This is a genomic window from Ruegeria sp. YS9 (assembly GCF_024628725.1).
Taxonomy (GTDB): Bacteria; Pseudomonadota; Alphaproteobacteria; order Rhodobacterales; family Rhodobacteraceae; genus Ruegeria; species Ruegeria atlantica_C.
The window spans coordinates 87,924-112,560 of the sequence record NZ_CP102411.1; the positions used below are offsets into that span (position 1 = coordinate 87,924).

At 56.7% G+C, this 24,637-nt stretch carries 32 protein-coding genes and 1 riboswitch; of the genes, 22 read left to right on the forward strand and 10 right to left on the reverse strand.

Going from position 1 to position 24,637, the window contains the following annotated elements; all coding sequences use genetic code 11:
• Entirely contained in the window at positions 1 to 771 is a 771-nt protein-coding gene (locus NOR97_RS20150; RefSeq protein ID WP_152460739.1) for a phosphonate ABC transporter ATP-binding protein, read from the forward strand.
• Positions 771 to 1,514: a phosphonate ABC transporter, permease protein PhnE gene (gene phnE / locus NOR97_RS20155; RefSeq protein ID WP_152460740.1), complete on the forward strand. Its 744-nt coding sequence runs from the start codon at positions 771 to 773 to the stop codon at positions 1,512 to 1,514. The genes NOR97_RS20150 and phnE overlap by 1 nt, the downstream gene beginning before the upstream one ends.
• A gap of 198 nt (positions 1,515 to 1,712) precedes the next feature.
• Here phnE and NOR97_RS20160 read toward each other — a convergent pair whose 3' ends face one another.
• Positions 1,713 to 2,474 (reverse strand): transglutaminase family protein, encoded by a 762-nt coding sequence (locus NOR97_RS20160; protein WP_152460741.1) that lies wholly within the window; start codon positions 2,472 to 2,474, stop codon positions 1,713 to 1,715.
• Between the two features lie 97 nt (positions 2,475 to 2,571).
• Positions 2,572 to 3,000, reverse strand: coding sequence for a helix-turn-helix domain-containing protein (locus NOR97_RS20165; RefSeq protein ID WP_152460742.1), 429 nt, complete (start codon positions 2,998 to 3,000; stop codon positions 2,572 to 2,574).
• A 213-nt stretch (positions 3,001 to 3,213) separates the two neighbouring features.
• Here NOR97_RS20165 and NOR97_RS20170 point away from each other — a divergent pair, with 213 nt between their 5' ends.
• The 7 genes from NOR97_RS20170 to NOR97_RS20200 all read left to right on the forward strand — a co-directional run bounded on the left by NOR97_RS20170 (position 3,214) and on the right by NOR97_RS20200 (position 7,613).
• Entirely contained in the window at positions 3,214 to 3,777 is a 564-nt protein-coding gene (locus NOR97_RS20170) for an SCO family protein (protein WP_152460846.1), read from the forward strand.
• A gap of 5 nt (positions 3,778 to 3,782) precedes the next feature.
• Positions 3,783 to 4,205 carry a disulfide bond formation protein B gene (locus NOR97_RS20175; RefSeq protein WP_152460743.1) on the forward strand — a complete coding sequence of 141 codons (423 nt, stop codon included), beginning with the start codon at positions 3,783 to 3,785 and terminating at the stop codon, positions 4,203 to 4,205.
• Positions 4,202 to 4,861, forward strand: coding sequence for a DsbA family protein (locus NOR97_RS20180; RefSeq protein ID WP_050605686.1), 660 nt, complete (start codon positions 4,202 to 4,204; stop codon positions 4,859 to 4,861). The genes NOR97_RS20175 and NOR97_RS20180 overlap by 4 nt, the downstream gene beginning before the upstream one ends.
• A gap of 18 nt (positions 4,862 to 4,879) precedes the next feature.
• Positions 4,880 to 5,359 carry a copper chaperone PCu(A)C gene (locus NOR97_RS20185; protein WP_152460744.1) on the forward strand — a complete coding sequence of 160 codons (480 nt, stop codon included), beginning with the start codon at positions 4,880 to 4,882 and terminating at the stop codon, positions 5,357 to 5,359.
• A complete protein-coding gene (locus NOR97_RS20190) occupies positions 5,359 to 5,985 on the forward strand; it encodes an SCO family protein (protein WP_171648684.1) in 627 nt (208 codons plus the stop codon). The genes NOR97_RS20185 and NOR97_RS20190 overlap by 1 nt, the downstream gene beginning before the upstream one ends.
• Entirely contained in the window at positions 5,982 to 7,349 is a 1,368-nt protein-coding gene (locus tag NOR97_RS20195) for a M23 family metallopeptidase (RefSeq protein ID WP_171648686.1), read from the forward strand. The genes NOR97_RS20190 and NOR97_RS20195 overlap by 4 nt, the downstream gene beginning before the upstream one ends.
• A 99-nt stretch (positions 7,350 to 7,448) precedes the next feature.
• A complete protein-coding gene (locus tag NOR97_RS20200; RefSeq protein ID WP_171678585.1) occupies positions 7,449 to 7,613 on the forward strand; it encodes a hypothetical protein in 165 nt (54 codons plus the stop codon).
• A gap of 52 nt (positions 7,614 to 7,665) precedes the next feature.
• On the opposite strand, the gene NOR97_RS20205 is transcribed toward NOR97_RS20200, so the two are convergent.
• Positions 7,666 to 9,999, reverse strand: coding sequence for a cation-translocating P-type ATPase (locus NOR97_RS20205; RefSeq protein ID WP_171648688.1), 2,334 nt, complete (start codon positions 9,997 to 9,999; stop codon positions 7,666 to 7,668).
• 188 nt (positions 10,000 to 10,187) lie between these two features.
• On the opposite strand from NOR97_RS20205, the gene NOR97_RS20210 reads away from it, so the two are divergent.
• Positions 10,188 to 10,460 carry a hypothetical protein gene (locus tag NOR97_RS20210; RefSeq protein ID WP_171648690.1) on the forward strand — a complete coding sequence of 91 codons (273 nt, stop codon included), beginning with the start codon at positions 10,188 to 10,190 and terminating at the stop codon, positions 10,458 to 10,460.
• Positions 10,461 to 10,502: 42 nt separating this feature from the next.
• Here the strand turns inward: NOR97_RS20210 and NOR97_RS20215 are convergent, their stop codons facing one another.
• The gene (locus NOR97_RS20215; RefSeq protein ID WP_050605692.1) at positions 10,503 to 11,165 is read right to left on the reverse strand and encodes a L,D-transpeptidase; all 663 of its coding nucleotides are present in this window, start codon (positions 11,163 to 11,165) and stop codon (positions 10,503 to 10,505) included.
• Between the two features lie 215 nt (positions 11,166 to 11,380).
• Positions 11,381 to 11,594: riboswitch (cobalamin riboswitch) on the forward strand.
• Positions 11,595 to 11,669: 75 nt separating this feature from the next.
• Here NOR97_RS20215 and NOR97_RS20220 point away from each other — a divergent pair.
• The gene (locus NOR97_RS20220; protein ID WP_171648692.1) at positions 11,670 to 12,353 is read left to right on the forward strand and encodes an energy-coupling factor ABC transporter permease; all 684 of its coding nucleotides are present in this window, start codon (positions 11,670 to 11,672) and stop codon (positions 12,351 to 12,353) included.
• A gap of 105 nt (positions 12,354 to 12,458) precedes the next feature.
• Here the strand turns inward: NOR97_RS20220 and NOR97_RS20225 are convergent, their stop codons facing one another.
• Together NOR97_RS20225 and NOR97_RS20230 are read right to left on the reverse strand one after the other, a co-directional pair.
• Positions 12,459 to 13,082, reverse strand: a complete 624-nt coding sequence (locus NOR97_RS20225; RefSeq protein ID WP_253746771.1) for a transglutaminase-like cysteine peptidase — start codon at positions 13,080 to 13,082, stop codon at positions 12,459 to 12,461.
• Positions 13,083 to 13,429: 347 nt separating this feature from the next.
• The gene (locus tag NOR97_RS20230; protein WP_171648694.1) at positions 13,430 to 13,849 is read right to left on the reverse strand and encodes a MerR family transcriptional regulator; all 420 of its coding nucleotides are present in this window, start codon (positions 13,847 to 13,849) and stop codon (positions 13,430 to 13,432) included.
• A 145-nt stretch (positions 13,850 to 13,994) separates the two neighbouring features.
• Here NOR97_RS20230 and NOR97_RS20235 point away from each other — a divergent pair, with 145 nt between their 5' ends.
• Positions 13,995 to 14,318 carry a hypothetical protein gene (locus NOR97_RS20235; protein WP_152460748.1) on the forward strand — a complete coding sequence of 108 codons (324 nt, stop codon included), beginning with the start codon at positions 13,995 to 13,997 and terminating at the stop codon, positions 14,316 to 14,318.
• 4 nt (positions 14,319 to 14,322) lie between these two features.
• On the forward strand, positions 14,323 to 14,541 hold the full coding sequence (locus tag NOR97_RS20240; RefSeq protein ID WP_152460749.1) for a GDCCVxC domain-containing (seleno)protein: 219 nt from the start codon (positions 14,323 to 14,325) through the stop codon (positions 14,539 to 14,541).
• Between the two features lie 211 nt (positions 14,542 to 14,752).
• Here the strand turns inward: NOR97_RS20240 and NOR97_RS21250 are convergent, their stop codons facing one another.
• Together NOR97_RS21250 and NOR97_RS20250 are read right to left on the reverse strand one after the other, a co-directional pair.
• Positions 14,753 to 14,950 carry a DUF411 domain-containing protein gene (locus NOR97_RS21250; RefSeq protein WP_371419769.1) on the reverse strand — a complete coding sequence of 66 codons (198 nt, stop codon included), beginning with the start codon at positions 14,948 to 14,950 and terminating at the stop codon, positions 14,753 to 14,755.
• A gap of 563 nt (positions 14,951 to 15,513) precedes the next feature.
• Positions 15,514 to 15,927, reverse strand: a complete 414-nt coding sequence (locus NOR97_RS20250) for a heavy metal-responsive transcriptional regulator (protein ID WP_152460751.1) — start codon at positions 15,925 to 15,927, stop codon at positions 15,514 to 15,516.
• 89 nt (positions 15,928 to 16,016) lie between these two features.
• Between NOR97_RS20250 and NOR97_RS20255 the strand changes: the two genes are divergently transcribed.
• From NOR97_RS20255 to NOR97_RS20265, 3 genes are all read left to right on the forward strand, one after another.
• Positions 16,017 to 17,045, forward strand: coding sequence for a lysylphosphatidylglycerol synthase domain-containing protein (locus NOR97_RS20255; RefSeq protein WP_152460752.1), 1,029 nt, complete (start codon positions 16,017 to 16,019; stop codon positions 17,043 to 17,045).
• Positions 17,032 to 18,282 carry an MFS transporter gene (locus tag NOR97_RS20260; RefSeq protein WP_152460753.1) on the forward strand — a complete coding sequence of 417 codons (1,251 nt, stop codon included), beginning with the start codon at positions 17,032 to 17,034 and terminating at the stop codon, positions 18,280 to 18,282. Before NOR97_RS20255 ends, NOR97_RS20260 begins: the two co-directional genes overlap by 14 nt.
• A 121-nt stretch (positions 18,283 to 18,403) precedes the next feature.
• Positions 18,404 to 18,838 (forward strand): DUF4405 domain-containing protein, encoded by a 435-nt coding sequence (locus tag NOR97_RS20265; RefSeq protein ID WP_171648695.1) that lies wholly within the window; start codon positions 18,404 to 18,406, stop codon positions 18,836 to 18,838.
• 65 nt (positions 18,839 to 18,903) lie between these two features.
• Here NOR97_RS20265 and NOR97_RS20270 read toward each other — a convergent pair whose 3' ends face one another.
• Complete coding sequence (locus tag NOR97_RS20270; RefSeq protein WP_171648696.1) at positions 18,904 to 19,221, reverse strand: PepSY domain-containing protein; 318 nt, start codon at positions 19,219 to 19,221, stop codon at positions 18,904 to 18,906.
• A 125-nt stretch (positions 19,222 to 19,346) separates the two neighbouring features.
• Here NOR97_RS20270 and NOR97_RS20275 point away from each other — a divergent pair, with 125 nt between their 5' ends.
• The 6 genes from NOR97_RS20275 to NOR97_RS20300 all read left to right on the forward strand — a co-directional run bounded on the left by NOR97_RS20275 (position 19,347) and on the right by NOR97_RS20300 (position 23,750).
• Positions 19,347 to 19,655, forward strand: a complete 309-nt coding sequence (locus tag NOR97_RS20275) for a PepSY domain-containing protein (protein WP_152460756.1) — start codon at positions 19,347 to 19,349, stop codon at positions 19,653 to 19,655.
• A complete protein-coding gene (locus tag NOR97_RS20280) occupies positions 19,655 to 20,326 on the forward strand; it encodes a response regulator transcription factor (RefSeq protein WP_171648698.1) in 672 nt (223 codons plus the stop codon). The genes NOR97_RS20275 and NOR97_RS20280 overlap by 1 nt, the downstream gene beginning before the upstream one ends.
• Positions 20,323 to 21,666, forward strand: coding sequence for a HAMP domain-containing sensor histidine kinase (locus NOR97_RS20285; protein ID WP_152460758.1), 1,344 nt, complete (start codon positions 20,323 to 20,325; stop codon positions 21,664 to 21,666). The genes NOR97_RS20280 and NOR97_RS20285 overlap by 4 nt, the downstream gene beginning before the upstream one ends.
• Positions 21,667 to 21,747: 81 nt before the next feature.
• Positions 21,748 to 22,887 carry a cytochrome b/b6 domain-containing protein gene (locus NOR97_RS20290; RefSeq protein WP_171648699.1) on the forward strand — a complete coding sequence of 380 codons (1,140 nt, stop codon included), beginning with the start codon at positions 21,748 to 21,750 and terminating at the stop codon, positions 22,885 to 22,887.
• Positions 22,884 to 23,276 (forward strand): DUF1924 domain-containing protein, encoded by a 393-nt coding sequence (locus NOR97_RS20295; RefSeq protein ID WP_171648701.1) that lies wholly within the window; start codon positions 22,884 to 22,886, stop codon positions 23,274 to 23,276. Before NOR97_RS20290 ends, NOR97_RS20295 begins: the two co-directional genes overlap by 4 nt.
• Before the next feature lie 15 nt (positions 23,277 to 23,291).
• Positions 23,292 to 23,750, forward strand: a complete 459-nt coding sequence (locus tag NOR97_RS20300) for a diheme cytochrome c (protein WP_152460761.1) — start codon at positions 23,292 to 23,294, stop codon at positions 23,748 to 23,750.
• 48 nt (positions 23,751 to 23,798) lie between these two features.
• On the opposite strand, the gene petA is transcribed toward NOR97_RS20300, so the two are convergent.
• Positions 23,799 to 24,347, reverse strand: a complete 549-nt coding sequence (gene petA / locus NOR97_RS20305; RefSeq protein ID WP_152460762.1) for a ubiquinol-cytochrome c reductase iron-sulfur subunit — start codon at positions 24,345 to 24,347, stop codon at positions 23,799 to 23,801.
• Positions 24,348 to 24,637: the final 290 nt, after the last annotated feature.

Consider the following 24,637-nt stretch of genomic DNA (forward strand, 5'->3'; position numbering starts at 1 on the left):
ATGAACCCTGTGATTTCACTCAACGCGGTATCGCAGCACTTTGCCAGTGCGGCAGCTCTTGCAGATGTTTCACTGTCGGTGCAGCCGGGTGAAAGTGTCGCGCTACTCGGTCCTTCGGGAGCGGGCAAATCAACGTTGCTGGCGTTGTTGGATGGTCGTTCGAGCGGTTGGCAGGGCGAGGCCCAGGTGCTGGGCAAGTCACTTTTGGCAACAGGAATTCCATCCCGCGAGGACCGTGCCAATATCGGCTTTGTCTTCCAGGAATTCGCATTGGTTGATCGGCAGAGTGTCTATCAGAATGTGATGAACGGTCGGATGGGCCGGATGAATATCTGGTCCTCACTCTGGGGGCGGTTCCGGGAAGAGGACCATATGTGCGTGACACGGGCGCTTCAGGATACGGGGCTGTCCGATCTGGCAAGCCGCCGTGCCGATCAGTTGTCGGGTGGACAACGGCAGCGCGTTGCGATTGCCAGATGTCTGGCACAAGAACCCGAGTTGATCCTTGCGGATGAGCCCGTCAGCAATTTGGACCCTGCTCACGCAGAACGCATTCTGAGCCTGATCACCAGCTCTGCACGTAGCCGCGAAATCGGCGTCATTTTCAGCTCGCATCAGCCCGACCTGTCACGCCGCTTTGCTGAGCGCATCATAGGCCTGCGAGATGGCGTGGTATTGTTCGACAAACCGTCGGCTCAGTTGACCAGCGGGGACATCGATGAACTGTATCACGGTGCCGGTGTCACATCGGGGCTGCGTGTAGTCAGTTGATGGGTCGATCCGTCATTTGGGTCATGCTGGTGCTGGCGATCCTGTGGTCGCTGACCAGCGGAGATATGGGATTGGGCAAGCTGCCAGGCGCGGGACCCCGTCTGGCAGAGTTTTTGGGGCGTATGATCCCACCTGACCTGTCCGTTTGGCGCGAGGTTCTGACCGGGCTGGCGGAGACTCTGAGGATCGCCATTCTGGGAACATTGTTCGCCGTGATCCTGTCGGTGGGACTGGCCGTTTTGGCCTCTGAAACTATGGTACCACCAGCGATCTGGCGTCCCGTCCGTGCCTTGCTTGCGGTTATCCGGTCGATCCCGCTGATCCTGGTCGCTATGCTAATGGTGGGCGCTGTTGGGTTGGGTCCGCTTCCCGGTATACTGGCAATCACATTTCACGCGACCGGCATGTTGGCAAAGTTCTATGCAGAAGCCATCGACAATGTTGCCACCGCTCCTGTGGCGGCGCTTGAAAGCGCAGGGGCCAACAGAATTCAACAGTTGCGTTGGGCAATCTGGCCGCAGATGGCGCCTGTGATCATGCGCGATACCGTATTTCGGTTTGAGCTAAATCTGCGCGAAAGCCTGATACTGGGCATTGTCGGTGCAGGTGGCATTGGGTTGTATGTGCAAACCTATGTACGGTCGTTTCAGTATGAAAAGGCTGCGACCGTGACGTTGGCAATCATTGTTCTGGTTTTATTGTCAGAGGCGCTGAATATGGCCTTGCAAAAACGGTTCAACTAAGCCGGAATTTCCCAATTCTCTAAAGAAAAGGCTCGTGTCTTTCCTTTTCTTCCATCGCGGTTGAAGGTTGGATGCTTCGCTTGAAACCGGGCCGGTGTAGCCTGCTACACACGCCCTCGCGCTGGTTTGTTAAGGCCTCAAGCTTGCTAGATTGAAAATCGCCTGCGTTGAGGAAAATTCTTGGTGCCAATCTAGCGTTCAAACGGATTCACCAGAGTTGCCATGGGAATGTGTTGCCGAAACATTTGCCACCAGCCTGCCAGTGCGTAGTGCTCTTACACGTGCGTTCATCCAATGCCTCACGACGACTCGGTACATCAGTTCACGAAAAAAGCCAAAGTTCTGCCTGTGACGGACATAAAAGGAGTCAGGTGAGTCAAAGTCCCCAAAATCCTGCACGATGCCGTTTCTTTGAATGTATGTGTCACGGCCTTCCCATTCGACCTGGGGATCGCTCAGGCAATCCGTCCCCACACCATACCCACACAGGCTTTCTGTTTTGGGAAATGTCTGCTGCAACACGCGTAAGAAAAGCTCATCCAGAATAAAGCCTTCCAGCTTTAGCCACGTACCCTCTGCTTCGACTTCAACCCATGAATGCACAATCTCCGTCGGCGCCATCGGATAGAAAAGCTCGGGAACCACACCCCTCTGCAACTCTTTGTGGATCGTAAAGCCATGCAAACGGCATCGGATACCGCTGCCGCGAAACAGTGCCATCAGAAGAGTGCCCTTGGTATTGCATTGCCCATAGCCATTGGCGAGTACCTCTGATGCCGGGATATCGTCTGCACGGTTGTAACCAAAGGCAATCTCGTTACGCACGAAATCATAAATAGCGCCAATTCGATCCAAGACAGGCAGATCGGGCCAGCGCCGTTCCGTTATGAGTCCCAAAATTGCGGGTGTTTCAAAATCAAGCAGAGGTGTGGCGGTTAGCAACGGGTCTCGGTTCAGCATTTGGTCTCTCGTCGAATCAACTCAGAAAGACTTGTAATTGCTACAGTGACTATAGCTTCAAGGGGCTAATTCCAGTTCGCAACGACGCTGCCCAGGGTTACGCGCCGATTTCTTCGTGATCAGTAAGACATTCGGAATGATCGCGCAGAACTTCGAGTACACGACAATCCGAGGTGTTGCCGCCACTGCATTCATGCACCATGCGCTCCAGCTCGGTCCGCAACGCTTCCAGCCGCGCCATTCTTTGCTCAATCTGTTTGAGTTGCCGGCGCGCGATACTGTCGGCTTCATGACAGGGGCGATCCGGATCGTCGGACAAATCAAGCAGTTCGCGTATCGCCTCAAGCGAAAACCCCAGTTGGCGGGCGTGACGGATAAAAGCCAGGCGATCCAATTCGGTATGGCCATAACGCCGCTGGCCACCTTCGGTGCGCCCCGGTTCCGGCATAAGTCCGATCTGCTCGTAGTAGCGGATCGTCTGAACCTTGGTTCCGGTCTTTTTTCCAAGCGTTCCGATCGTCAGCATCTGGGTCTCCTTGCAAAGTTACAGCTTATGTAGGTTCAGGTCAGCACCGCACAATAGCACCTTCCAGCCGGTGGACCTGTGACACCCAGCCGCAGGCTCGAAATCACCTTTGAACCTCTAGCAGGTAGAGGGTGTACACGCCGTTCTGAACCAAGAATCGCAGGCGGACGGCTAACTTTGAAACTGACTGTATTTCAGAAAATCTTATGGGTGCTGGCTGGTGTCGCAACGGCGGCATTTGCCTATCTGATGTTGTGGTCAGATAACAGATCCGTACGGACCGAAGAAGGTTCTGTCCCGTTCGAGGCCAGGTTCGAACTGACAGATCACTCTGGTGTTGTCCGTACTCAGAACGACTTTGCGGGCAAGTGGATGTTGGTGTTTTTTGGGTTCACCAACTGCCCGGACGTTTGCCCTACAACACTGTCCGAGGTGGCAGCAGTGCAGGAAGGCCTGGGAACCCAATCAAACCAAGTGCAACCCATCTTCATTTCAATTGACCCCGAACGCGACACTCCGGCCGTCTTGGCCGAGTATGTACCACTTTTCGATGCGGGGATCATTGGACTTACAGGCACGTCAGAACAGATAGCGCAAACGTCCAAGACTTTTCCGATATTCTACGAACGGATCGAACAAGCCGCTGCACCGGACGGATACACGATGGGGCATACCTCTCATCTGTTTCTGTTCAATGAGGACGCTGGATTCGTTCAGTCCTGGTCATATGGCACGCCTCCCGAAGAAATTCTTGCGGATCTGAAACAGAGACTCTGAGCACCATGTCCTGGTTTTCCAAAGATACACTTCTCGGCCTGGCCTGGGCGATTGCCCTGGTTGCTTCTCTTTCTGTTCTGTTCATTGGAGAGATCCTGGGGCAGACGCCCTGTGTGCTTTGCTGGTTCCAGCGCGCGTTCATGTTCCCATTGGCGATCGTACTGGGGCTTGGCCTGTGGTGGCAGGACCAGAACGTGGGCCGTTACGGGATAGCACTGGCATTGGGGGGCGCTGCTGTCGCCTTGTGGCACATGGGCCTGTATGCCGGTCTGATCCCCGAAAAAATCCAACCATGCTCAGCTAGCGGTCCGTCCTGCACGGACGCAAATCAAACTGTTTTGGGCGTCCCGATTCCGCTGATGGCGCTCGTTTCATTCGCGCTAATCGGCGTTCTGTGCGCCCTTTCACTCAAGGAGAAACAAGTATGAACAGACGAGGCCTGATTTTGTCCGTTCTCGCATTTGGTGGCGCTGGTTTTGGAGCCGCCTCCTGGTACGTGAACCGCCCGGCTGCTTCAGGCAACACCGAGCCTGTCGCACCCGAAATCGCTGAAACACTTATCCGTTCTTACTCGCCTGTTCTCGGCCCTAAAGACGCACCGGTTACAATTGTCGAATTTTTCGATCCGGCTTGTGAAGCCTGCCGTGCCTTTCATCCGGTCGTGAAGGACATCATGGCACAGCATGGAGACGCCGTGCGCGTTGTGATCCGGTACACCCCTTTCCATGGCGAAGGCTCAGAGGAGGCGATCCGCGTGCTTGAAGCGGCACGCATGCAGGGGGTCTTTGAACCGGTCCTGGAAGCCGTGCTGCGAGAGCAGCCCAAATGGGCCGCGCATGGTGCGCCTGAGCCTGGTCTTATTATTCGAATTGCAGCAGCGGCGGGACTGGATGCCGATGCAGCGCAGGCACAAATGCTCGCGCCCCAGACAGTCGGTGTTCTTAATCAGGATCGCGCTGATGTCGAAGCGGTCGGTATACGGCAAACTCCGACATTCTTCGTCAATGGCAAATCTCTGGATCCGTTTGGTGAGGCTGAATTGAGACGTCTGGTCGCTGCAGAAGTTGCAGCACTGCAAAGCTGAGCAGTAGCGAGAGGTACTATGAGACTCACTACAAAAAATACACTTCTGGCAGGTGTGCTTGCCGCATTCGGCACCACTGCCATTCTATCGGCACCGGTACTGGCAGGGGGCGACGATGTTGTCGTTGAAGATGCCTGGTCGCGGGCCTCTATCGGCACCAACCGGCCGGGTGCCGCGTACATGACGATCCGCAACACCAGTGATGAGGTCGTCACACTGACCTCTATCCGCACCGATCTTGCGATGATGCCCGAGATCCACCAGACATCGACCAATGCAGAGGGCGTCAGTTCCATGGCACCAGCTGGCGAGCTGGAAATTGCGCCCGGTGGTTCCGTCGCGCTTGAGCCCGGCGGGCTGCATGCAATGCTTATGCGGCTGCAACGCCCGATGACTGAAGGCGAGAGTTTTGCGCTGACCCTGATCTTTGCCGATGGAGCAGAAAAGACCGTCAACATACCGATATTCGGTATTGCTGCACGAGGCCCAGAGAACTGATGCAGCGGCGACGTGTTCTCACATTTGGGGCTGCTGGAATTGGCGCAATCGGCCTGACACTCTTTGTCGGATGGTGGCAAGTGGATGGGCCGGGAGCGGCTCAATCAGTTCGCCTTCGTCCCCTTGCGTTGTCGGGCATGAACTTTCGCATGGTTGATCACGAAGGGACCCCCGTCACCCCGCAATCGCTGGTCGGACGTGCAACAATGGTGTTCTTCGGCTTTACCTACTGCCCGGATGTTTGCCCGACGACTCTTTCGGATATTTCCCTCTGGCTGGATGATCTGGGCAATGACGCGGACGAATTGAACGTCGTGTTCATAACCGTAGACCCTGAAAGGGACACGGTCGATGCCATGACCGATTATGTCAGCTACTTTCATCCAGCTATTCGCGGTTGGGTCGGCGTTTCGGACCAAATCGCGCAAGCCGCAGACGACTTTCGCGCCACTTATGAAAAAGTTCCTATGGAAGATGGCGACTACACAATGAACCACACCGCAAGTGTTTTTCTGTTTAACCCCACAGGCGAATTTGTCAGCACCATCGACTATCATGAGCAGAGAGAGTTTGCTGTACCCAAGATCCGCCGCGCTTTGAAAAGTGGAGCGGATACAACATCATGAGCGCACGGTTTCTAGCAACCTCGGCGATCGCGATCAGCAGCGTCTCGATTGCTGCGATCATGTTCATTGCCTCGAACAGGTCTGAAATGACGGTGCCTGCGCCCACGGTCTTTCAGGTGCCCAAACTTCCTGCGGAACCGCAGACCACATCGGCTCTGTTGCTGAACGTACCATCGGCAGAACTCGCTCCAAGCCCCGTTTCGTTTCGACCTGTTCAGCCGGAACCCATTCAGGCAGAGGAACCTTTGCCTCCTGTTGAACCACCTTCACGAACATGGACGCGCGAGCTTGCGGTGGGTGACACACTCGACAGTATGCTGTCTGACGCGGGGATTGACGCAACCGATCGCGCTGAAATCGCACTTGCACTTGGCGCTGAATACGACTTGCGGCGCTTGCGGCCGGGTCACTCGATAACAGTCGTTGCAACGGCAGCGGATCAACTGCGGAGTGTGGAGCTCGCCGTGGAAGATGGCGTGAGAATTGAAGTGACACTTAGCGAGACATTGTCCACGCGCGTGGTCTCACCGGAACCCGACACTGTCATTCTGGCCCGCAAAACAGAGATCGAAACTTCGATCTCAAATGCTCTGAGCACCGCAAAGATCCCGGTTCGTTTTGCGGTGGATCTCGCTCAGATGCTGAGCGGCACAGTGGATTTTCGACGCGATCTGACCGGTGGCGAAAAACTCCGTCTTCTCTGGCGCGAAGAAAGTATCGACGGCGAGAAGGTAGGCCAGCCGCAACTCATTTTTGCAGCACTGGAAGTGGATGACCAACTTTACGAAATAGCATGGCCAGACGCCGAAATTGGCCGCGCCGCAATCTATGTCGATGGTGAGCTTCTTCGCGTCTTCTCGCAACCAGTTGAGGGCGCGCGCCTGAGTTCTGTCTTTGGTCGGCGGAAACATCCGGTCTACGGCAATGTGCGGATGCACACCGGTGTCGATTTCGCTGCCGCACGTGGTACTCCGGTACATGCGACGGCTCCGGGGCGCGTGTCTTATGTAGGTTGGCGCGGGGGGTATGGGCGTGTGGTGGAAATCGCTCATGGATCGGACACGGTCACGCGATATACGCATCTTAGCGCAACCGCCGATGGTCTGGCCAAAGGTCAGCGCGTGGAGGCTGGCGAGGTGGTTGGTCGTGTCGGGTCGAGCGGCACCGCGACCGGCCCCAATCTTCATTATGAAGTATTGGTCGACGGGCGACCAACGGACCCGCTTTCTGACGACCGACTTGCTGCCGCTGCGAACAACGAGGTTGAAAACGAAGCAGCGCGAAAACGCTTAAGAAATGCTCGAGCACAGCTTGAGAAACAGCTGGGCAATCCCGTCGCCAAAAAACGCGAATCTAGTTCGTGAGAGTTTCTTAAAACGGCTTCAGGTGCGCGGCTATCAGTTTGCGGGTATGCGCGCCTGAAGCGGACTGCACTCCAGAAGAACCAAATCAGAGGATGTAAAATGATGGCAATCGCGGGGGCCTTGGTTGGCGCCGTTTGGGGTGGGGTCTTGGCAAAGCGCCGGAATGGCAACAGCCTTGATATTCTTCAATACGCTAAAGGATATGCCATCGCTTTTGGCCTGGTGGCGTTTTTTCTTTCAATCGCAGTTGTGCGCCTGATGTAACGCGCCAGTAAGCAAGGCGAAAGCCGGACACCTTGAAGTCCGGCTTCCACTCTTATGTGGTCGCAGCGCCTATTCCTTGCGAGCCAAGGGTATTTGCCTTAGTCTGGGCGCTATGATCTTCCGGAGCTTTCAGAAGCCGTAAGGCATTGGCCACGACCAGCAAGGACACTCCGACATCCGCGGCGATTGCACCCCACATGGATGCCAGCCCAAAACCCGTCAGAGTGACAAACAATGCTTTGGTCGCAAGTGAGAAGCCGATGTTCTGACGGATGATCGACATGGTTCGACGTGAATGGTCGATCAGCCAGGGTACTTTACCGATGTCGTCGGTCATCAGAGCAATATCTGCGGTCTCGATAGCAGCGTCGGACCCAACTGCACCCATCGCAACCGCATAATGTGCCCGAGCCATCGCAGGTGCGTCGTTGACGCCATCGCCGATCATCGCAACCATCTCGTGCTGTTCTGCCAGTTCCTCAATCGCAGCGACTTTGTCTTCCGGCAGAAGCTGGGCCCGGACTTCGTCGATACCGACTTCGGCTGCTACCGCTCTCGCGGTTTGTTCGTTGTCACCCGTCAGCATGATGATCGACTTCACGCCCTGCGCGTGAAGCCGGGCAACGATGCTTCGGGCTTCGGGTCGAATGCGGTCCCGCAGCTCAAGCAAACCGGCGACTCCGTTCTCATCCCCGACAACCACAAGTGTGCTTCCCGCGCTCTCGATTTGGTTGCGCAATTCGGCAGGGATGGACGCGCCAAAGCCCTTTTCTTCAGCGAAGCGGTCGGAGCCAAGCCAGATATCTCCGCGCTCGATGCGGCCTTCAAGACCCCGACCGGGAACGGTTCGGATGTCTTCAGCCGCAGATATCGAAATGTCGGTCTGTTCTGCCCGGGTCAAAATGGCGCGGGCCAGCGGGTGTGAAGACCGAACCTCGAGGCTGGCAGCGCTCGCCAACAGCTCCTGCTCGGATGGGTCGCCCAGCGGATACACATTGGCGACTTCAGGCTCTCCCATGGTGATCGTGCCGGTCTTGTCCATGGCCAGTGCGGTGGTACGCCCGGGAGCCTCGATATATGCGCCGCCCTTAATCAGAACCCCAGCCCGGGCCGAAGCGGTCAAAGCCGCAACGATTGAAACCGGTGTGGAAATGACGAGCGCACAGGGGCAGGCGATAACCAGAAGAACAAGTGCATTGTAAAACCAGAAACCCGACGATGCGCCAAATGCAAGCGGCGGGATCAGGGCGATAGCCACTGCGACGACCATAACGATGGGCGTAAAGATCCGCGCAAATTTTGTAACCCACTGCTCAACCGGCGCACGGCGAGCATGAGCATCACCGACCATCCGGATGATCTTGGCAAGCACGGTATCGGACGCTGTTTTCGTCGCACGTATTTTGAGGGTGCCTTCACCATTGATTGTGCCGGCATAGACCTCATCATCCAGCTCTTTGGGAATCAACGCGCTTTCACCTGTGATTGGAGCCTGGTCAACGGCACCGGCCCCTTCGATGACTTCCCCGTCAAGTGGAATGCGATCCCCACCCCGAACGATGAAGCTGTCACCGACAAAGACATCCGCCGCCGGGACCGTTGCCTCTGAGCCGTCAGCACGAACCAGCCGAACCGTCGGGGGGGCCAGATCAAGCAGCGCGGATACCGCGTTCCGAGCCCGTCCGACACTCCAGCTTTCCAGATAAAGCGAGAGCGAAAAGAAGAATGCCACCGTTGCCGCTTCGAAGAACTCGCCCAAAGCGATAGCGCCACAGACGGCAACCACCATCAGCAGGTTCATATCCGGTGAAAGGCGTCGCGCCGAAGACCAGGCCTTGGGCGCCACCAGCCAGACGCCAAACAAGATCGCGACCGCGAACAAAGCTGCCTCGGGCAAAGGCATCGGAACCTCACCATGTCCCGAAAACAGCCCGAGCGCACCGCCCATGCCTGTTTCGAAAATGTGCCAGCCAAAACCCGCTGCCCAAAACCCTCCGCTGAGGATGGTGAACCGCCGCTGACGTGCAATATGCGCCGCCTGGTCCTGAGCGGCATTTCCGTCATCCCATGGTTTGGCGGTCATACCAGTACTGGCAACCAGCAGCATGACATCTTCGTCAGACATCTTGGCAGCACTTTCAAGAAGCGTCATTCGACCGTTGATGACATCAAAAGCGAGATGCTCTTCACCACCAACTTTCGGGCCGATAACCCGGTTCAGGATCGCAACCTCTTCGGCGCAATCAAGGCCAGAGACCTGAAAGCTTCTGCCACCTTCGGGAATCGGACCGACGGGCGCGATGTCACCACACCCGCTACTGCCGCACGCGTTGTGACCTTGTCTATTTTCGTGGTCATGGTCGTGGTTGTGGGTATCGGATGACATAGTTAGACCTCAAGAATCTCTGCGGTCCTTTGCAAATAGTTCCTACAGCAACTAGAGCTTCAATACCTTTTTCAATTTTTTTTCAATCCGGTTCGTTGCCCGCGATATTGATGCTTCATTCCTTCTTGCGGGCTGGCCGCGTGAATGCAATCTAGTCGCAGAAGACGTAAAAAATTTGGAACAGGTCAATGCAGAAACGGATCGCAATTACCATCACGTTAGTCTCGATTACTGCCGGTTGCTCAGCCCAGTTCACAGGGGGCAAAAGCAAAGCATTCGAACCAGGTAACCTGCCAGATTCGGTCGTTGCACTGGCAGGGCCGGGGCAGGATCTGGCTACGGCACGCCTTTTACCAGATGACAATTGCTTCTGGTATGAGCACAGCGGACCTGTCGAGACGACATTGGTACCATTGCGCGCGACGAATGGCGCTCCGATCTGCGCCGCGCGCGACGCCTGATAAAAAAAGAGGGCAGCGACGTCCACCTACGCTGCCCAAAATTTATGAGCGGGCTGTGACGCTATCTTCGGCCGAGTATAAGTATGCGGTCGAGCCGATTTTTACATGTGGGTAGAGATCATTGATATGGGCCATGATCATTCTAACACATCCAGAACTTGCGCGACCACCGATGCTTCTGGGCTGAGGTGTACCGTGGATTCTGAGATAAGTATCTCGATCCCCAACGTATAGATAAAGGGCTCGAGAGCCGAGAGCATTACTTGGCCCGGGTTCCATGCCATCCCGAAATTCCGCGTATTCGGGGTTGCGCTCGATCATTGAAGCCGTTGGTGTCCAATGTGGCCACTCGACCTTGCGCCGGATAGCATAGGTACCGGGCTCGTAAAGGTTCCCACGCGCGATCGCTACGCCATAGCGCATTGCTGTCCCGCCTTCCTCGATATGGTAAAGATAGCGCGCGACGGCATCGACATGGATGTCACCAGGAACCAAACCATCATTTGCTACGACACGTCGTGGTAAAAAACGGTCATGAACGCCCCATGGATTTGAGGTCGCTGGATCGTAATCAAATGGCGTGACCTGGCTGTCCCAATAGGTCTTTTGCGACGAGGTTGGCCATGTTTTGGCGATCAATGGACTGGCCGCAGACGCGGAGAACAGCGCAGTGGTTGATTGAATGAAATGGCGCCTTGTCAGCATAGATCTCGTCCTGGTTCACAAGTTTAATGTATTTGCATCGCATTTTCGCGATCAAATTCGAGTCTTAAAGCCTCTAGCAGCTAGAGCTTCAAGAGGCTTCAGGTAACACTTGGTTTACCTAGTCGACCATGTCGCCGGTTGCGTGAACCCTACTTCGGTCGAGTCTACTTCGGACTAGGTCGCAAAGACAATTGACAGAAACGAAGCCGCCATTGTAGCGGTGAATTGTTTTCGGTTCCTGATGGCGGAAGCCAAAAGGATTAAATGGGAATACGGTTCGGTGTTTTTAACGGCGCCAATTCCGTAACTGCCCCCGCAACTGTGAGCGGAGAGCGATGCCAAGACACCACTGGTTCGTAATGGAACCGGGAAGGTTGGCGGAGCGAGCACCCGCGAGTCAGGAGACCTGCCGTAAAACGCCGGGCTATGCCCAGACTGTATCTGTCGGCCTTACGGCCGATTCAACCTGACAAGCCGCCGGGTGAGGCGGTAGGGAGAAATAAAATGCACATCGAACCGGGCATCGTGAATGGTGCCAAAATCGCGCTTTCCTATGTTACCGCCGCAGGCGCGGCTACTTACGCAGCGAAAGAAACGTTTTCCACATTGCGTGCGAATGGACCTGCATCTTTTGTCATGCGCTCGGTGCTCGCCACCGTTGGTGTCTTCCTTTTCTTTGAAGTCCTGCCACACTTCCCGGTTGGTGTCTCTGAAGTCCACTTCATTCTGGGGTCGACGCTGTTCCTGCTTCTCGGTGCTGCACCCGCGGCTTTTGGATTGGCAGCCGGTCTGCTGATTCAGGGGGTGTTTTTTGCCCCGTTCGATCTTCCGCAGTACTTCATCAACCTAACCACTCTGCTGGTGCCGCTATTTGCGCTACAAGCATTGGCCAGCCGCATCATTGCACCCGGTACAGCATATGTTGACCTCAAATATGGCCAAGCTCTTGCCCTGAGTGCGATGTATCAGGGGGGAGTAGTCGCATGGGTTGCGTTCTGGGCTTTCTACGGCCAGGGATTTGGTGCTGAAACTATGGCGTCGGTTCTGTCCTTTGGCGGTGCCTATATGCTGGTAATAGTCATCGAGCCGATTGCTGATCTAGCAGTGCTTGCGGCAGCCAAGGCGATGCGCGGTTTGAACAGCACAGGTCTGGTGACTCCGCGCTTGTACAACGCTGCGGAAGCTTGACCAAAGTTTGAAGCGGTGCCCTAAACTGGGGTTGCCGCGAAACAACTGGTAGTCGCAGGACCAAAGCTTATCGTGGCGCGTCTCGAGGGCGCGCCACATTTGCTTTTAGCCGCTAAAAACCTGCACCCAACGGTCAGGGTGTAGTGGGTCCTGTATTCTTAGGAATAGATACCTGGTTTCCTTCCACGTTTTGATCCTGTTGGTAACATTGTCCAGAACCAAGTCGCCTTCACTCGAGCGATAGACAAGAACAGCATGGCCATTGCGATTGGTGTCCAAGACAGTCGCAATTAGTAGCTTCGTAGGATCCAAACCATTCTGCACAAGTTCAAACTTCTTTTGCAAAGCGAAGTCTTCGCAATCTCCTGACCCTTGCGTCGGCAGTGTCCAGTACTCCTTTGTCCCATATTGGCTTTGATCCGAAACGGCACGAATCCTTCGATTGACGCGCGTGTTGATCGTTTTAACGATCTGATTTTCTTGCGCCACGGAGAGACCAGAACTACGAGCGCTCGCGCACGCCCACGAATAATCTTTGCATAGTGTTTTGGCACCCGATGGCGCTTCAATCTTTCTATCAAGACCGATCGAGGGAAGCTCAGATGCTTGCGACGCAGCGGCAGACACAAAAAAGCTGCATATAAAACAGACCATTGGGAGATAACCCAGCAGGTTTTTCGATAACACTCCCTGAACTAAAGTGGGATTTGTCATATCTGCCTTCTCCATGCTCGTTCCTCTAAAGTATCCAAACTTCCCCGGCCAATGTGTTTTATTCCAAGCCTTCATGTGCTTAGGGGAATTGCAACAGCTTCTTAGCCTCTAGGGGTAAAGCGGCAAAAATTTGCAGATTCTTTGGTATTTCTTCCTTAGTTGACAGCATCAGAGCATCCACGCCATCACCAGCCCGGCATAGCTAACAGAGCGAATTAGAGGGTAAGCTGATCGCAATTCTCTCATTCAACAAAAATACAACAGAGATCGGCCGTCATCGCTGAGGGTTACGGAATACCGGGACAATGAAGCCGCTCCTCCGCAAGCTGAGATAGCCAGTTTCGGTTTTCCAGGCGCTGCAATTAGTGGCCGCTAATGACATCTTTGACGAAAGGCTCGTTGAGCAACGCCGTTAGCAGGGGGCATGAGGCCGCACCCTCGGTGCAGGTCTGCACAAGTTCTGCCAGTGCTTGCTCCAACCGTTGGAGGGCGGCGATTTTTGACCTGACGTTGTCGAGATGTCTTGTTGCAACGTCTTCGACGTCACGACAAGCTTGCTCGGGCGCTTTGGACAATTCGCGAAGTGCGCATGCATCCTGAATGGTAAAGCCAAGATCGCGGCAGCGTTTGATGAATCTGAGCTCGGAGATTTCCCGTTCCGTGTATGCGCGGCGTCCCGAGGCGGTTCGACCGGCTTTCTCGACTATGCCTTCCCGTTCGTAATAGCGGATCGTCTCGACCGACAGACCGATCAATCTCGCCGCTTCGCCAATCGCAATCATGTGATGACCTTTCCCTTGAACCTGTAGCTACTACAGGATGCATGTTGTCGGTCATGATGTCGAATTTCACAAACCGCGCGAAGCAAGAATCGAGGAAGTCGAACCGGCTTCCGTTCGAGTTCGTCAAAGCCGGAGAAAGCTGACCATGAGCAAGTTTGTTGGCGCGAGTTTTATTGGATCGTTTACCGCACTTGGCGTTGCGACCTGCTGCATCTTGCCGATGGCCTTGATTTTACTTGGCTTGGGAGGGAGCTGGCTGGCCGTATTCGGCAAGATCGCCGCCGCGAGTTATTACGTGCTCGGCGGTTCGACGGCCCTGCTGTTTCTCTCTGGCATCGTCGCGTATCGCCGTGGTTCGCTCGACCGCCTCAAATGGTGGCTGACAGGCAGTTTTGCGTTGACGGCCATCGCTTGGGTTATCGTGCTCAACGAAATCCGAATAAATGATTTCCTGATAACCTTGATGTGACGCCATGAGTGAAAAGCGCCCGAACCTTGTCAGCACGATCATCTGCCCGGAATGTGGACATTCAAGGCCTGAAACGATGCCAACAGACGCGTGCCAGTGGTTCTACGAATGCACATCTTGCGGAAAAGTCCTGAAGCCACTTCCCGGCGATTGCTGCGTCTACTGTTCCTACGGATCGGCTCCATGCCCGCCAATTCAGGCGGGCTACAAATGCTGCGGTTGATACGGCGGCCGGGATGTCGGTTTTGTCCGCAAAGCCGGTCATCAGGCTTTGCGGACGCGGGTATTTTTTCACCGTAAGCTGGAACTTGCCCGGTAGGACAAGGCAGGCGTGAAGTCACGGATCAACTGGTTTGCCGTGAAGAATGTCACGTAAACCGGGCAGAAGAAGCGAGCGCCGCGTTTTTCAGGATCTTGCCAGCGCCATCGGAACTTCATGCGGCCGGGTATCTGGCGAACACCTCTGTGGTTCCATCCTTGCGGATCAGGAAGACGTCAAAAGCTTCGCGTTCGCTTTCCGGCCCCATGCCTGGCGAGCCGAAAGGCATTCCCGGAACCGACAGTCCGACGGCATCCGGGTGTTCGCCCAGCAGGCGCCGAATGTCAGCGGGCGGGACGTGTCCTTCGATCATGTAGCCCTCCACGCGGCCCGTGTGGCATGACATCATGCCCTCCGGAATCCCATTGGCAGTTTTGTAAGCGTTCAAGGCCTCCCAAGCACTGTTTTCCACGCCTACTTCAAAACCTTCCGCCCGCATGATTTTGATCCACGATCCGCAGCACCCGCAATTCGGATCCTTCAGGACATGGATTGAGGGACCGATTTTCGCTAAGGCGGGAAGCGCCGCGCTGCACGCAATTGCCGCGGCTCCTTGCATCAAGCGGCGGCGGCTCAGGTTATTCATTGTCATGTTCCCTCTTGGGTAAACTTGTTTTAAACCGACATAAAATCGCACCGGTAGGATTAAAGCTGGACCGCATTTACAGGGCCGACTTGTCCGTCACCCTCCGATACTCATCAGATATGGCTTTCTGGGCGACGCAGGGATTTCTCACAATGATCTGACGCAAACTCTGCTCGGAAACGGAACCCTCGCTCTCCTTTTTTCGCTGCACCTGCCGCTCTGGGTCCTGCTTGGCAATAACCCGGTTCGCAAGCAACTCCGCTACCCTCCGTTCAAGGCCGGAATTGCGCCTATTTCTCACTGCTGCGTTCTATGGCACCCACGATCGAACAGTTCTGAATTCCACCACGCCCCGGACACGCCGCGATCAGCTCGTCCAGATTGTTCCTCAACCGTGCAAGCCCGTCGATCCGTTCCTGAATTTCGTCCCGCTTTTTGCGCGCTCTGGCCTGCATCGCGACGCACTCGGTATTTGGTGCCGTGCGCAACTCCAGAATTTCCGCGATTTCTGCCAGCGAAAATCCGAGCTTCTTAGCGCCGGATATGAATTTCAGCCGCCAAAGCGTGTCACCACCATAGTCCCGCGCGCCGCCGTCAATTGGGCGCGGCGGCTGAGTGACAAGGCCCTTCCTTTCATAAAATCGGATCGTCTCGACGCCTATCCCGGTCTCGCGCGCGGCCTGGCCGATCTTGAGTGGTTGCATCGCGGTCTCCCTCCGTCACCGTCATCTTGACACCGTATCATGATACGGAGGTTAAAACATTGGGGTCTTGGTAGTTGCGAGGATGTCAAATGCGGACCTTCCTGAAACGGTGGCTGCTGCCGATATTCGGCTCCGCCCTGGCGCTCTATCTGGTGTTTGCGCTCTACGGCAGCCTCGATTTTGCGCTGTTTCTGCAGGGCCTGCGCGGAGCCAACATGTTCTGGATCGCGATTCTTGCCGCCACCATCCTGCTGGAGCAGCTGATGAGCGGCTGGAAGTGGCGGCAGATCCTGTTCGACGTGAAACCGGTCGGCACCCTGCGGCTGACGGGGGCGCTACTGGCAGGTTATGGCGCAAATGTCCTTGTCCCGCTCGGCATCAGCCCGCTGGTCCGGGCCTGGCTGGTTGCCCGGCTCGACCGCCTGAAGATGGCGACCGTGCTTGCAACCGCGATCATCGCCCGGTTCCTCGACGGCGTCGTTTTCGCCCTTTTTGCCGGAGCGGTGGCCGCCGCCGGCCAGATTCCACAGATCGAGGGTGACCTGCGGCTGGGATTGAGCGTTGCGGGCCTGTTGAACCTGATGCTTTTCGGCAGCCTGCTTTGGGTTCTGTTCCGGTTCCGCGCGTCACTTCTCAGCGAGGACCCTCTGGTCTGCCGACTCTTCGACTGGGCTGCCGCCCGCATCGGGGCCGATGGCGCGTATCTGCGCACCGCGCTCGGTGAAGGGATCGTCTGGCCACAGGCACGGGCCCGCCGCATCGCCGCCATTGCCGCAGCCATTGCGGGTAAGCTGGTGGCGACAACCCATTTCCTGTGGGCCGGGCTGGCGGTTGGCGTGGTGCTGAGCGCGTGGGATTACCTGTTCTTGATGGTGTTTGCCGGGTTCGCCATGGTTCTGGGTCGTTTCGTGCGCATCCCGGCGAGCTTTGTCTTTGGGGCGGGGTTCGCGCTCAAGGTGCTTGGCGTTCCGGACGAAACCGCCCTTCTGATGATCCTGTTCAACTATGTGCTGACGATCCTTCTGGTGGTCGGGATCGGCCTGACGGTGTTGTGGCAGAGCGGCATCGACATCCGCCGCGCCCGGGCGGAGGCAGAGGCGGCGAATGGCAAGGCGTAATCCCGAAGACACGAGATTTTGGCGCATCGCCGGTGCTGGTGCGGTGTTTCAGGGCGGGTCGGCGGCGGTGGACAGCGCGACGGTGGTGGCCAGTCTGGTGCATATGCTGACCGGTAGCGCGCTGGCCGTGGGCTATGCCAGCACGGTCCTGCGTCTTGGCTGGCTGCTGCCCCAGTTCGCGGTGGGCTACCTCGCCGAGCGCACCGATCGGCGCATGCCGTTCTACGCCCTTGGTGCCTATGGGCGGGCGATCACGGTCGCGATGATCGGTATGCTTCTGTGGTGGGGGGCCGACTGGCCGCAGGTCGATTGGCCTCCGGTTCCGCTGGCGCTCGGGATGCTGGGGCTGTGGACAATCTACGCCTTTGTCAGCGGCGTGGTCGCGGTGCCCTACAACGACATCGTCGGCCGGGCGATCCCGTCCGAGCGCCGCAGCCGTATGTTGGCCTGGCGCTTTTTCGGCGGCGGTGTTCTGGCGGTTCTGGTGGCGGGCGTTCTGCGACTTGCGCTCGACGTGATGCTGCCGCTCAGGGCCTATGCGCTGATCTTCTGGCTCGGCGCGGTGCTGATGATCGTCTCTGCGACGCTTTTTGTCGCCGCGGGTGAGCCCGCTACCGCTGCAAGGGCGCCACGGGACCGCCCGGCCAATCTGTCTGGATTTCTGCGCGAAGGGGTCTCGACACTACAACAGGATCGCCGGTTCCGGCTGTTCCTGATCTTCCAATGGCTTGGCGCAGCGACGCTGATGGCGTTGCCGTTCTATGTCGTTGCCGCCAGCCGCAGCGGCCTCGGGGCGGCGGATGTCGGAACGCTGTTGGCGGCGCAGACCGTCGGCGCGCTGGCCTCGAATCCGGTCTGGGGCCGTATCGGCGACCGGATGGGCAAATTGCGCCTGCTGGGGATAGTGGCACTGGTGCGTCTCGGACCTCCGGTGCTGGTGTTGCTGCTTGTGGTCTCGAGTTCGGGGCTGACCGGTTTCGCGGCGCTGTTCTTCCTGATCGGCGTGATGATGAACGGGGTGACCATCGGCTATCTCGGCTACCTGCTGGAGATCTCGCCCGACGACCGCCGTCCGGCCTATTCCGCGTGGTTTAACAGCTTTGCGGCCCCGGCGGCGCTGGCGCCACTTGTGGGCGGCGTGGTGGTCAGCATAATCGCCATCGAAGCCGTGTTCATCGCTGCGATCCTGGCCGCGCTGGGTCAGGTCGTGATCGCGGCGCGGCTGTCCCAAGTTTGATATAGCACTTTGTTTCACCACGGTCGCACAATTCGCTGTTCCTCTGTGGGGAACTTAAGATGGGTCAAGGCGAACTTTCTGTTTCTGGCCTAATATTTTGGCATCGTGAATGGAGGCAATAATGGCCAATGCAGAATCAACAGCGCGCGTGAAAACCAAGATTTCTGGTAGGGCCATGGCTGTGTTCGGTGTGACCTTTTCCTTTTTGGCCATGCTGGTCAGCGGAGGCATTTTGTTTTTCGCTCCAATAGGTAAAATCTCCAATGCCACCGACTGGCAGGTGTTGGGCCTTGACCGGCAAGGGTGGGATGACGTCCACATCGCCTTGGCGTTGCTGTTTGTCGGATTCTCCCTGTGGCACGCGGCGCTGCATATTCGAACCTTCAAAACGCTGATCCTCGGCAACAGGATGTGTCCACAGGGGCATCGGATCGAAGCGATGATCGGAGCCGCTTTCGTGATCGCTTTGGTCACATTGACGGTGTTTGGGCTTCCGCCCGCGAATTGGCTGCTCGATCTCAATGAGTTCTTCAAGCACGAGTTCTGGGCAGGCTGACCCAGAATGAACGCCCCCACAGCGAGGCTTCGCCGTGGGGGTCAAATCATCACAAGAAGTTTCGATTAGTCGTCGCCTTTCTCGCTGTAGTCGTCATTCGTATCGGACATGTGGGGAACCGGTTCGCCAGTCGCTGCGTCCAGGTAGGCTTCGACTTCGTATCCATATACGTCGCGCATTTCGACTTCGTAGTAGCGGTCGTCATCGCGCTCAATTTCCAGAATTTGGTAGCCCTGCGCTTCAAGCTTGGCGGCAACCTCGCCAACGGGCATCCAAGTGACGGTCTCAGGTGACGCCGACGTGACCGTATCGGTGGCGGCGTTGACAGCAAAGGCCGCAGCGGTGGCGGTAAGCAGGGTGGCGGCAAAGAGGATTACTTTCATGTAGGTCTCCAAGATGAATTGGGCGGGATTGCCCTGTCGATATTCCTTTTTCTCAAATGTCGCCTGATGCCGGTCTGACAGCCCGTGTCAGTGAACTGTCAGTGGAAAGACGGTAGTTTGCCTACATGAAACACGCTTTGATCGTTCTGATATGCACACTTGCCAGCACTGTCCTCGCATCCGAGGACCACGATGCGGCACGTGATGCAGTGCGCCAACATAAGGTCATTCCGCTCTCGAAGATTGTTCCGGACGTTTTAGAGAGATTCGATGCGTCGCTGCTCGAAGCAGAGTTCGAACGCGAGCATGGCGCGTATGTCTATGAACTGGAGTTGATCACGGGCTCGGGCCGAATGATCGAAGTCATGGTGGATGCCACCACGGGTGCGATACTCGAAGTTGAGCAGGAAGGCTGGCAGGAAAGGGACGAATAATGCGGCTTCTCGCGGTCGAAGACGACCCGATCATTCGCAAGGACGTGCAATCTGCTTTGGAAGCCTCTGGATTCCGCGTGGAAATCGGCGAGGACGGCGAGGACGCATGGTTTCTGGGGGATACCGAAGATTATGACCTCGTCGTTCTTGATCTCGGATTGCCGCACATGGACGGATTGAGCGTGTTGAAACGCTGGCGCGCCAACGGCCGGCAGATGCCCGTTCTGGTCCTGACAGCGCGCGGGGCTTGGCACGAACGGGTCGAAGGGATCGAAGCTGGGGCCGACGACTATCTGCCCAAACCGTTCCGGATGGAAGAACTTGTGACCAGGGCTCGGGCGCTGGTGCGCCGGTCTGCCGGGCATAGTGCTCCTGTGCAGACGTTGGGCGATTTGACCATCGACACGAACAGGATGTCCGTAGCTGTTCGAGGAGTGCCGATAACGGTGACCTCCCTGGAATACCGGCTTTTGTCCTACCTCATGCTGCACCGAGACCGCGTGGTGCCGCCAACCGAGCTCTTGGAGCATCTATATGGTGATGACGACGCCCGTGAGGCCAATGCGGTGGAGGCCATTCTCACCCGACTTCGCAAGAAGCTTGGGGCCGGCATTATCGGCACCAGACGCGGGTTTGGATACTTTCTGGAGGCAGTGGAGGGCGATGGGTGAAAACGGGCTCTCTCCGCTTTCGGTTGTTCGTAGCCACTGCGCTGTCGGTTTCCATCGCGCTGATGCTGGCGTTCTGGGGGCTGGGGCTGCTCTTTGCCTCGCATGTGGAACGGCGTGCAATTGATGACCTCTCCGTCCAGCTCGACCAGATACTCGCAGGAGTGGAGCGGGATGAAAAAGGGAAAATTCGGATTGGATCGGCTCCGGCAGATGCCCGTTTCTCAAAGCCTTTTGGGGGCCTCTACTGGCAGATCGAAGTTGAGGGGCTTCAGTTACGCTCAAGATCGCTATGGGATTTCGCTCTCGATCTTCCTCCGGATCATCTGAAGAGCGGGACCGTCCATGTGCACTATCTCTCCGGGCCCGGGGAAAACCAGCTGCTTGTCATGGAGCGGAGCATTGTGCTTTCCACACGCCTTGGAGGCGTTCCGATGCGCGCTGCCGTGGCCATGGATGCCTCTCAGCTTGAGAAAAGCACCGAAGAATTCCGGGAAGATCTTGTGCCTTTTACGCTTCTTCTGGCGCTTTTTATTGTCTTCGCTGGGGCGGTTCAAGTCATTGTCGGTCTTCGACCGCTAAATTCCGTCGAGCGGCGGATATCAAGGATCCGAACGGGAGACGTGAACCGGGTGGGCGAGGATTTCCCTACGGAAATTCGTCCCCTTGCAGCCGAAGTGGATGCCCTGCTCCTACAAAGGGAAAAGGACATCGAGCAGGCAAGGCACAGAGCGGGCGATCTCGCTCATGGCCTGAAAACCCCACTTCAAGCATTACTTGGAGATGCGCGCCGTGTTCGCGAGGCCGGATTGACTGATACCGCAGCGTCAATCGAAAGCACCGTCAAAAGCATGCATCGCCATGTCGAGCGTGAATTGAACAGGGTTCGTATTGCGACGCGAGCCGCCACGTCGAAGGCCGATCTCACCGAGGCTGCAAGTCGCGTTATTGCAGTAGTTCAGAAAGCCAGTTTGAACGACGCATTGAAATGGGATTTGGACGCGCCAGCGAATCTCGTGGTTGCGGCAGATATGGAAGATTTATCCGCAATTCTGGGTGCGATTACGGAAAACGCATCTCGCCATGCGAGGCGGCAAGTCAGGATATCAGCACGCAAACAGGCGACGCATGCAGTTCTGAGCGTTCTTGACGACGGTCCGGGCATTCCACCAGACAAGATCGATACTCTCATGCGCCGGGGCGTGCGCGAGGACGAAACAGGAACCGGGCTTGGCCTGGCGATCGCGCGGGAATTGACCGAGGCACTGGGCGGATCGCTGGAATTGATCTCCCGCGATCCGGGACTGATGGTTCGGATCACTTTGCCTCTGGCTGCTACCTGACAATCACCTGACAGTCCCCATCAGGCTGACATCAGTGCGCTTCTGACAAACTTCTGGTGAGATTGATGAGAGGCAGAAGCGATGAGAGAAGTTCCCGCGCCATTTGATGGGCTGGCCTATGACGGACATCTCGTCTGGGATCGATTCACTCGTGTATTTCATTGGGGGCTGGTAGCGTGCGTTTCCACCGCGTTGGTGTCTGGGTTCCTGCTGGACGCATCTTGGATTCGCCTACACCTGGTTTCCGGTTCCCTTGCCATTGCATTGGTTACTGCCAGAACTGTCTGGGGATTTACCGGCCCTACCTACGCGCGGTTTTCGCAGTTCTTACCAAGCTACCGGCAGGCTATCAGCCATCTGAGGGCCGGAGCGGCTCATGCGCGCCACATCGGGCACAATCCACTTGCTGCCTTGATGGTCTTTGTATTGCTTACCCTGATCGTCGGGCTTGGTTTGACAGGTGTCGCCAGCTTGGGCAGCGGTCTAAAATCAGGGCCGATGGCTGCCTTTTTGCCAGCATCACAGGGCCACATCTGGAGCAAAATTCACGAGTTGGCCGCTTTCGCGCTGTTGAGCTTCATTGCCCTGCATATCGGCGGTGTCGTTCTGGAAAGCCGCCGCAGCCGAGAGAACCTGGCCAGGTCGATGATAAACGGGCGCAAGGAGATGCGCGCCGGGGATTTGACTGCGCCGCCACGGCCTGCGCAGCGGGCGCTTGCCGCCCTTTTCATCTCGGGTCTTGTCATCATCGCCACCGGCGCGATCAACAGGATGTCACAGAGCCCACTGCCGCTCCCGCCGGTTGGGAGTATGGCACTGGTCTACAGCGATGAATGCGCCGCCTGCCACATGGCTTATCACCCGTCCCTGCGTCCTGCCGCATCCTGGCAATTGATGATGGACAAGCTGGACAGTCATTTCGGTGAGGACGCCACTCTGCCAAAGGAGACCGGTGACGAGATTACCGTTTGGCTGGTCAAGCACTCCGCGGAAACTGTGGACAGCAAGCCCGCGACCCTCTGGACGGGTTTGCAAGAAACCCTGCCGGTTGCCCTACCGAACACAGACATCTGGCAACGTCTTCACGGGTCGCTCGCCGATGGCACATTCACCCGCCGCACCATCCATAGCCGCTCGAACTGTTTCGCTTGTCACAGGGATGCCGAGAGCGGCTGGTTCAGCCCTTTTCAGATTTCCGTTCCGAAGGAGCCTAAGCAATGAAACCAGTTCTTGTTCTTTCCGCCATCCTGTTGTCCCAGCCTGTCTTGGCGCAAGACACTTCCCCGCAGGCCTTGGTCGATCAATACAGTGCCGAGGCGGGTGCTGCCCCATCACCGAAAAACGGACGGGCGCTGTTCACGGTCAACCATGCAAGCGGAAAACCCCATACGCCCTCCTGCGTCACCTGTCATTCGGCAGACCCTACAAAAGGCGGTCAGGCCCGCACCGGAAAGCCGATCGACCCCCTGGTTCCGCGCGTGAATTCAGAACGGTTCACCGACATGAAATTTGTCGAAAAATGGTTTGGGCGAAACTGCAACTCTGTTCTCGGCCGCGACTGCAGCGCGCAGGAAAAAGCCGACATCATTTCTTGGTTCATGAGCCTCTGAGGAAAGGACACCACCATGAAACGAATTCTTGCTGTAGCTGCAATAGCTCTGATTTCGGCGCCGGTTCTTGCCAGCGAAGGTGAGTTTATGCGGCCCGTAACTCACGCCGCAACCAAGGCCGAATGCAGCGAATGCCACATGGCCTATCCGGCAGGATTCCTGCCCAGCCGGTCGTGGACAAAGATCATGACCACGCTTGATGACCATTTTGGCGAAAACGCCATGCTGGACGACGCAACTCGCACAGAGATCGAGGCTTACCTGACCCAGAATGCCGCCGACGTCGGAGGGCGTTCGTCCAGCCTCCTCTACCGGATTGCGCCAGAGGATACGCCTCTGCGGATTTCCGAAATGCCCTGGTTCCGCTCGGAACATGACGGCGAGGTCTCGTCCCGAAAACTCCAGAAAGCAGGTTCCATGTCGAACTGCGCCGCATGTCATCGCGGCGCTGATCGAGGGATATTCGAGGACTGACAAACGAGCTTGGCGGGCATTTGCCTTTGGACAGAGTTAACCGCGCCGTCACCCAATTTTGACCCGCGTGTCGGTGACGAACTCGTAGGGGGGCAGATCGAGGTTGCGGGGCGCCGGGCCTTTCCGAATTCTGCCCGACGTGTCGTAATGTGAACCGTGACACGGACAGAACCAACCGTCCCAGTCTCCGGTGGGTTCGCTGCCGCCCTGCCCGAGTGGTATGCATCCCAGATGGGTGCAAACGCCAATAACTACCAGCCATTCCGGTCGCTGTACGCGCTCGGCGTCAGGTTGCGGGTCGATCATTGGTGCATCGTCTTCTGCTATCGCCAGCGCGATCCGCTCTTTAGTCCGGTGGTCTATAAAGATCGGCTTGCCTTTCCATTTGACAGTGATCCTCGTTCCTGGTCCGACACCTTCAAGATCTATGTCGACAACGGCTTGGGCGGAGATGTCTGCACTGGGGTTCATGCTGTTAACAAGTGGCCAGACCGCAGCACCCGTGGCCACTATGGCTGCACTGCCGGTGACATAATACAAGAAATCGCGCCGAGATTCGGGCTCTGAAGGTACCTTTCTTTCAGAAAAATCAGACATTTTGTTCCTCCCGTGCGTCAGTACCGGGCTCATCGAATGATAGGACTCGGACGAGGTGGATCAGTCGCCCTGGTCCTCTTCTTCTTCATCGCGATGCCCCATTCCCTATTCATCAGAGTGATCTTCGTCGGTGTCACCGTGCGAAGCCATTACAGGCAGTGCACCGGCCGTCAGGGGCAGTGCAATTGCGGCTATCCGTATTGGAGCTGCTAACATGGCAATTTCCCTTCCTTCTTGGATTACGTATTTGCTCTGCTCAGTTGGCCGTTCCTACTCCTTGTTGCGCAGTG

Bases quoted from the DNA above. Each gene is read 5' to 3' on its own strand.
- NOR97_RS20150 (WP_152460739.1), top strand. From the start codon at position 1: ATGAACCCTGTGATTTCACTCAACGCGGTATCGCAGCACTTTGCCAGT.
- phnE (WP_152460740.1), top strand. From the start codon at position 771: ATGGGTCGATCCGTCATTTGGGTCATGCTGGTGCTGGCGATCCTGTGG.
- NOR97_RS20160 (WP_152460741.1), bottom strand. From the start codon at position 2,474: ATGCTGAACCGAGACCCGTTGCTAACCGCCACACCTCTGCTTGATTTT.
- NOR97_RS20165 (WP_152460742.1), bottom strand. From the start codon at position 3,000: ATGCTGACGATCGGAACGCTTGGAAAAAAGACCGGAACCAAGGTTCAG.
- NOR97_RS20175 (WP_152460743.1), top strand. From the start codon at position 3,783: ATGTCCTGGTTTTCCAAAGATACACTTCTCGGCCTGGCCTGGGCGATT.
- NOR97_RS20180 (WP_050605686.1), top strand. From the start codon at position 4,202: ATGAACAGACGAGGCCTGATTTTGTCCGTTCTCGCATTTGGTGGCGCT.
- NOR97_RS20185 (WP_152460744.1), top strand. From the start codon at position 4,880: ATGAGACTCACTACAAAAAATACACTTCTGGCAGGTGTGCTTGCCGCA.
- NOR97_RS20190 (WP_171648684.1), top strand. From the start codon at position 5,359: ATGCAGCGGCGACGTGTTCTCACATTTGGGGCTGCTGGAATTGGCGCA.
- NOR97_RS20195 (WP_171648686.1), top strand. From the start codon at position 5,982: ATGAGCGCACGGTTTCTAGCAACCTCGGCGATCGCGATCAGCAGCGTC.
- NOR97_RS20200 (WP_171678585.1), top strand. From the start codon at position 7,449: ATGATGGCAATCGCGGGGGCCTTGGTTGGCGCCGTTTGGGGTGGGGTC.
- NOR97_RS20205 (WP_171648688.1), bottom strand. From the start codon at position 9,999: ATGTCATCCGATACCCACAACCACGACCATGACCACGAAAATAGACAA.
- NOR97_RS20210 (WP_171648690.1), top strand. From the start codon at position 10,188: ATGCAGAAACGGATCGCAATTACCATCACGTTAGTCTCGATTACTGCC.
- NOR97_RS20215 (WP_050605692.1), bottom strand. From the start codon at position 11,165: ATGCTGACAAGGCGCCATTTCATTCAATCAACCACTGCGCTGTTCTCC.
- NOR97_RS20220 (WP_171648692.1), top strand. From the start codon at position 11,670: ATGCACATCGAACCGGGCATCGTGAATGGTGCCAAAATCGCGCTTTCC.
- NOR97_RS20225 (WP_253746771.1), bottom strand. From the start codon at position 13,082: ATGGAGAAGGCAGATATGACAAATCCCACTTTAGTTCAGGGAGTGTTA.
- NOR97_RS20230 (WP_171648694.1), bottom strand. From the start codon at position 13,849: ATGATTGCGATTGGCGAAGCGGCGAGATTGATCGGTCTGTCGGTCGAG.
- NOR97_RS20235 (WP_152460748.1), top strand. From the start codon at position 13,995: ATGAGCAAGTTTGTTGGCGCGAGTTTTATTGGATCGTTTACCGCACTT.
- NOR97_RS20240 (WP_152460749.1), top strand. From the start codon at position 14,323: ATGAGTGAAAAGCGCCCGAACCTTGTCAGCACGATCATCTGCCCGGAA.
- NOR97_RS21250 (WP_371419769.1), bottom strand. From the start codon at position 14,950: ATGATCGAAGGACACGTCCCGCCCGCTGACATTCGGCGCCTGCTGGGC.
- NOR97_RS20250 (WP_152460751.1), bottom strand. From the start codon at position 15,927: ATGCAACCACTCAAGATCGGCCAGGCCGCGCGCGAGACCGGGATAGGC.
- NOR97_RS20255 (WP_152460752.1), top strand. From the start codon at position 16,017: ATGCGGACCTTCCTGAAACGGTGGCTGCTGCCGATATTCGGCTCCGCC.
- NOR97_RS20260 (WP_152460753.1), top strand. From the start codon at position 17,032: ATGGCAAGGCGTAATCCCGAAGACACGAGATTTTGGCGCATCGCCGGT.
- NOR97_RS20265 (WP_171648695.1), top strand. From the start codon at position 18,404: ATGGCCAATGCAGAATCAACAGCGCGCGTGAAAACCAAGATTTCTGGT.
- NOR97_RS20270 (WP_171648696.1), bottom strand. From the start codon at position 19,221: ATGAAAGTAATCCTCTTTGCCGCCACCCTGCTTACCGCCACCGCTGCG.
- NOR97_RS20275 (WP_152460756.1), top strand. From the start codon at position 19,347: ATGAAACACGCTTTGATCGTTCTGATATGCACACTTGCCAGCACTGTC.
- NOR97_RS20280 (WP_171648698.1), top strand. From the start codon at position 19,655: ATGCGGCTTCTCGCGGTCGAAGACGACCCGATCATTCGCAAGGACGTG.
- NOR97_RS20290 (WP_171648699.1), top strand. From the start codon at position 21,748: ATGAGAGAAGTTCCCGCGCCATTTGATGGGCTGGCCTATGACGGACAT.
- NOR97_RS20295 (WP_171648701.1), top strand. From the start codon at position 22,884: ATGAAACCAGTTCTTGTTCTTTCCGCCATCCTGTTGTCCCAGCCTGTC.
- NOR97_RS20300 (WP_152460761.1), top strand. From the start codon at position 23,292: ATGAAACGAATTCTTGCTGTAGCTGCAATAGCTCTGATTTCGGCGCCG.
- petA (WP_152460762.1), bottom strand. From the start codon at position 24,347: ATGTCTGATTTTTCTGAAAGAAAGGTACCTTCAGAGCCCGAATCTCGG.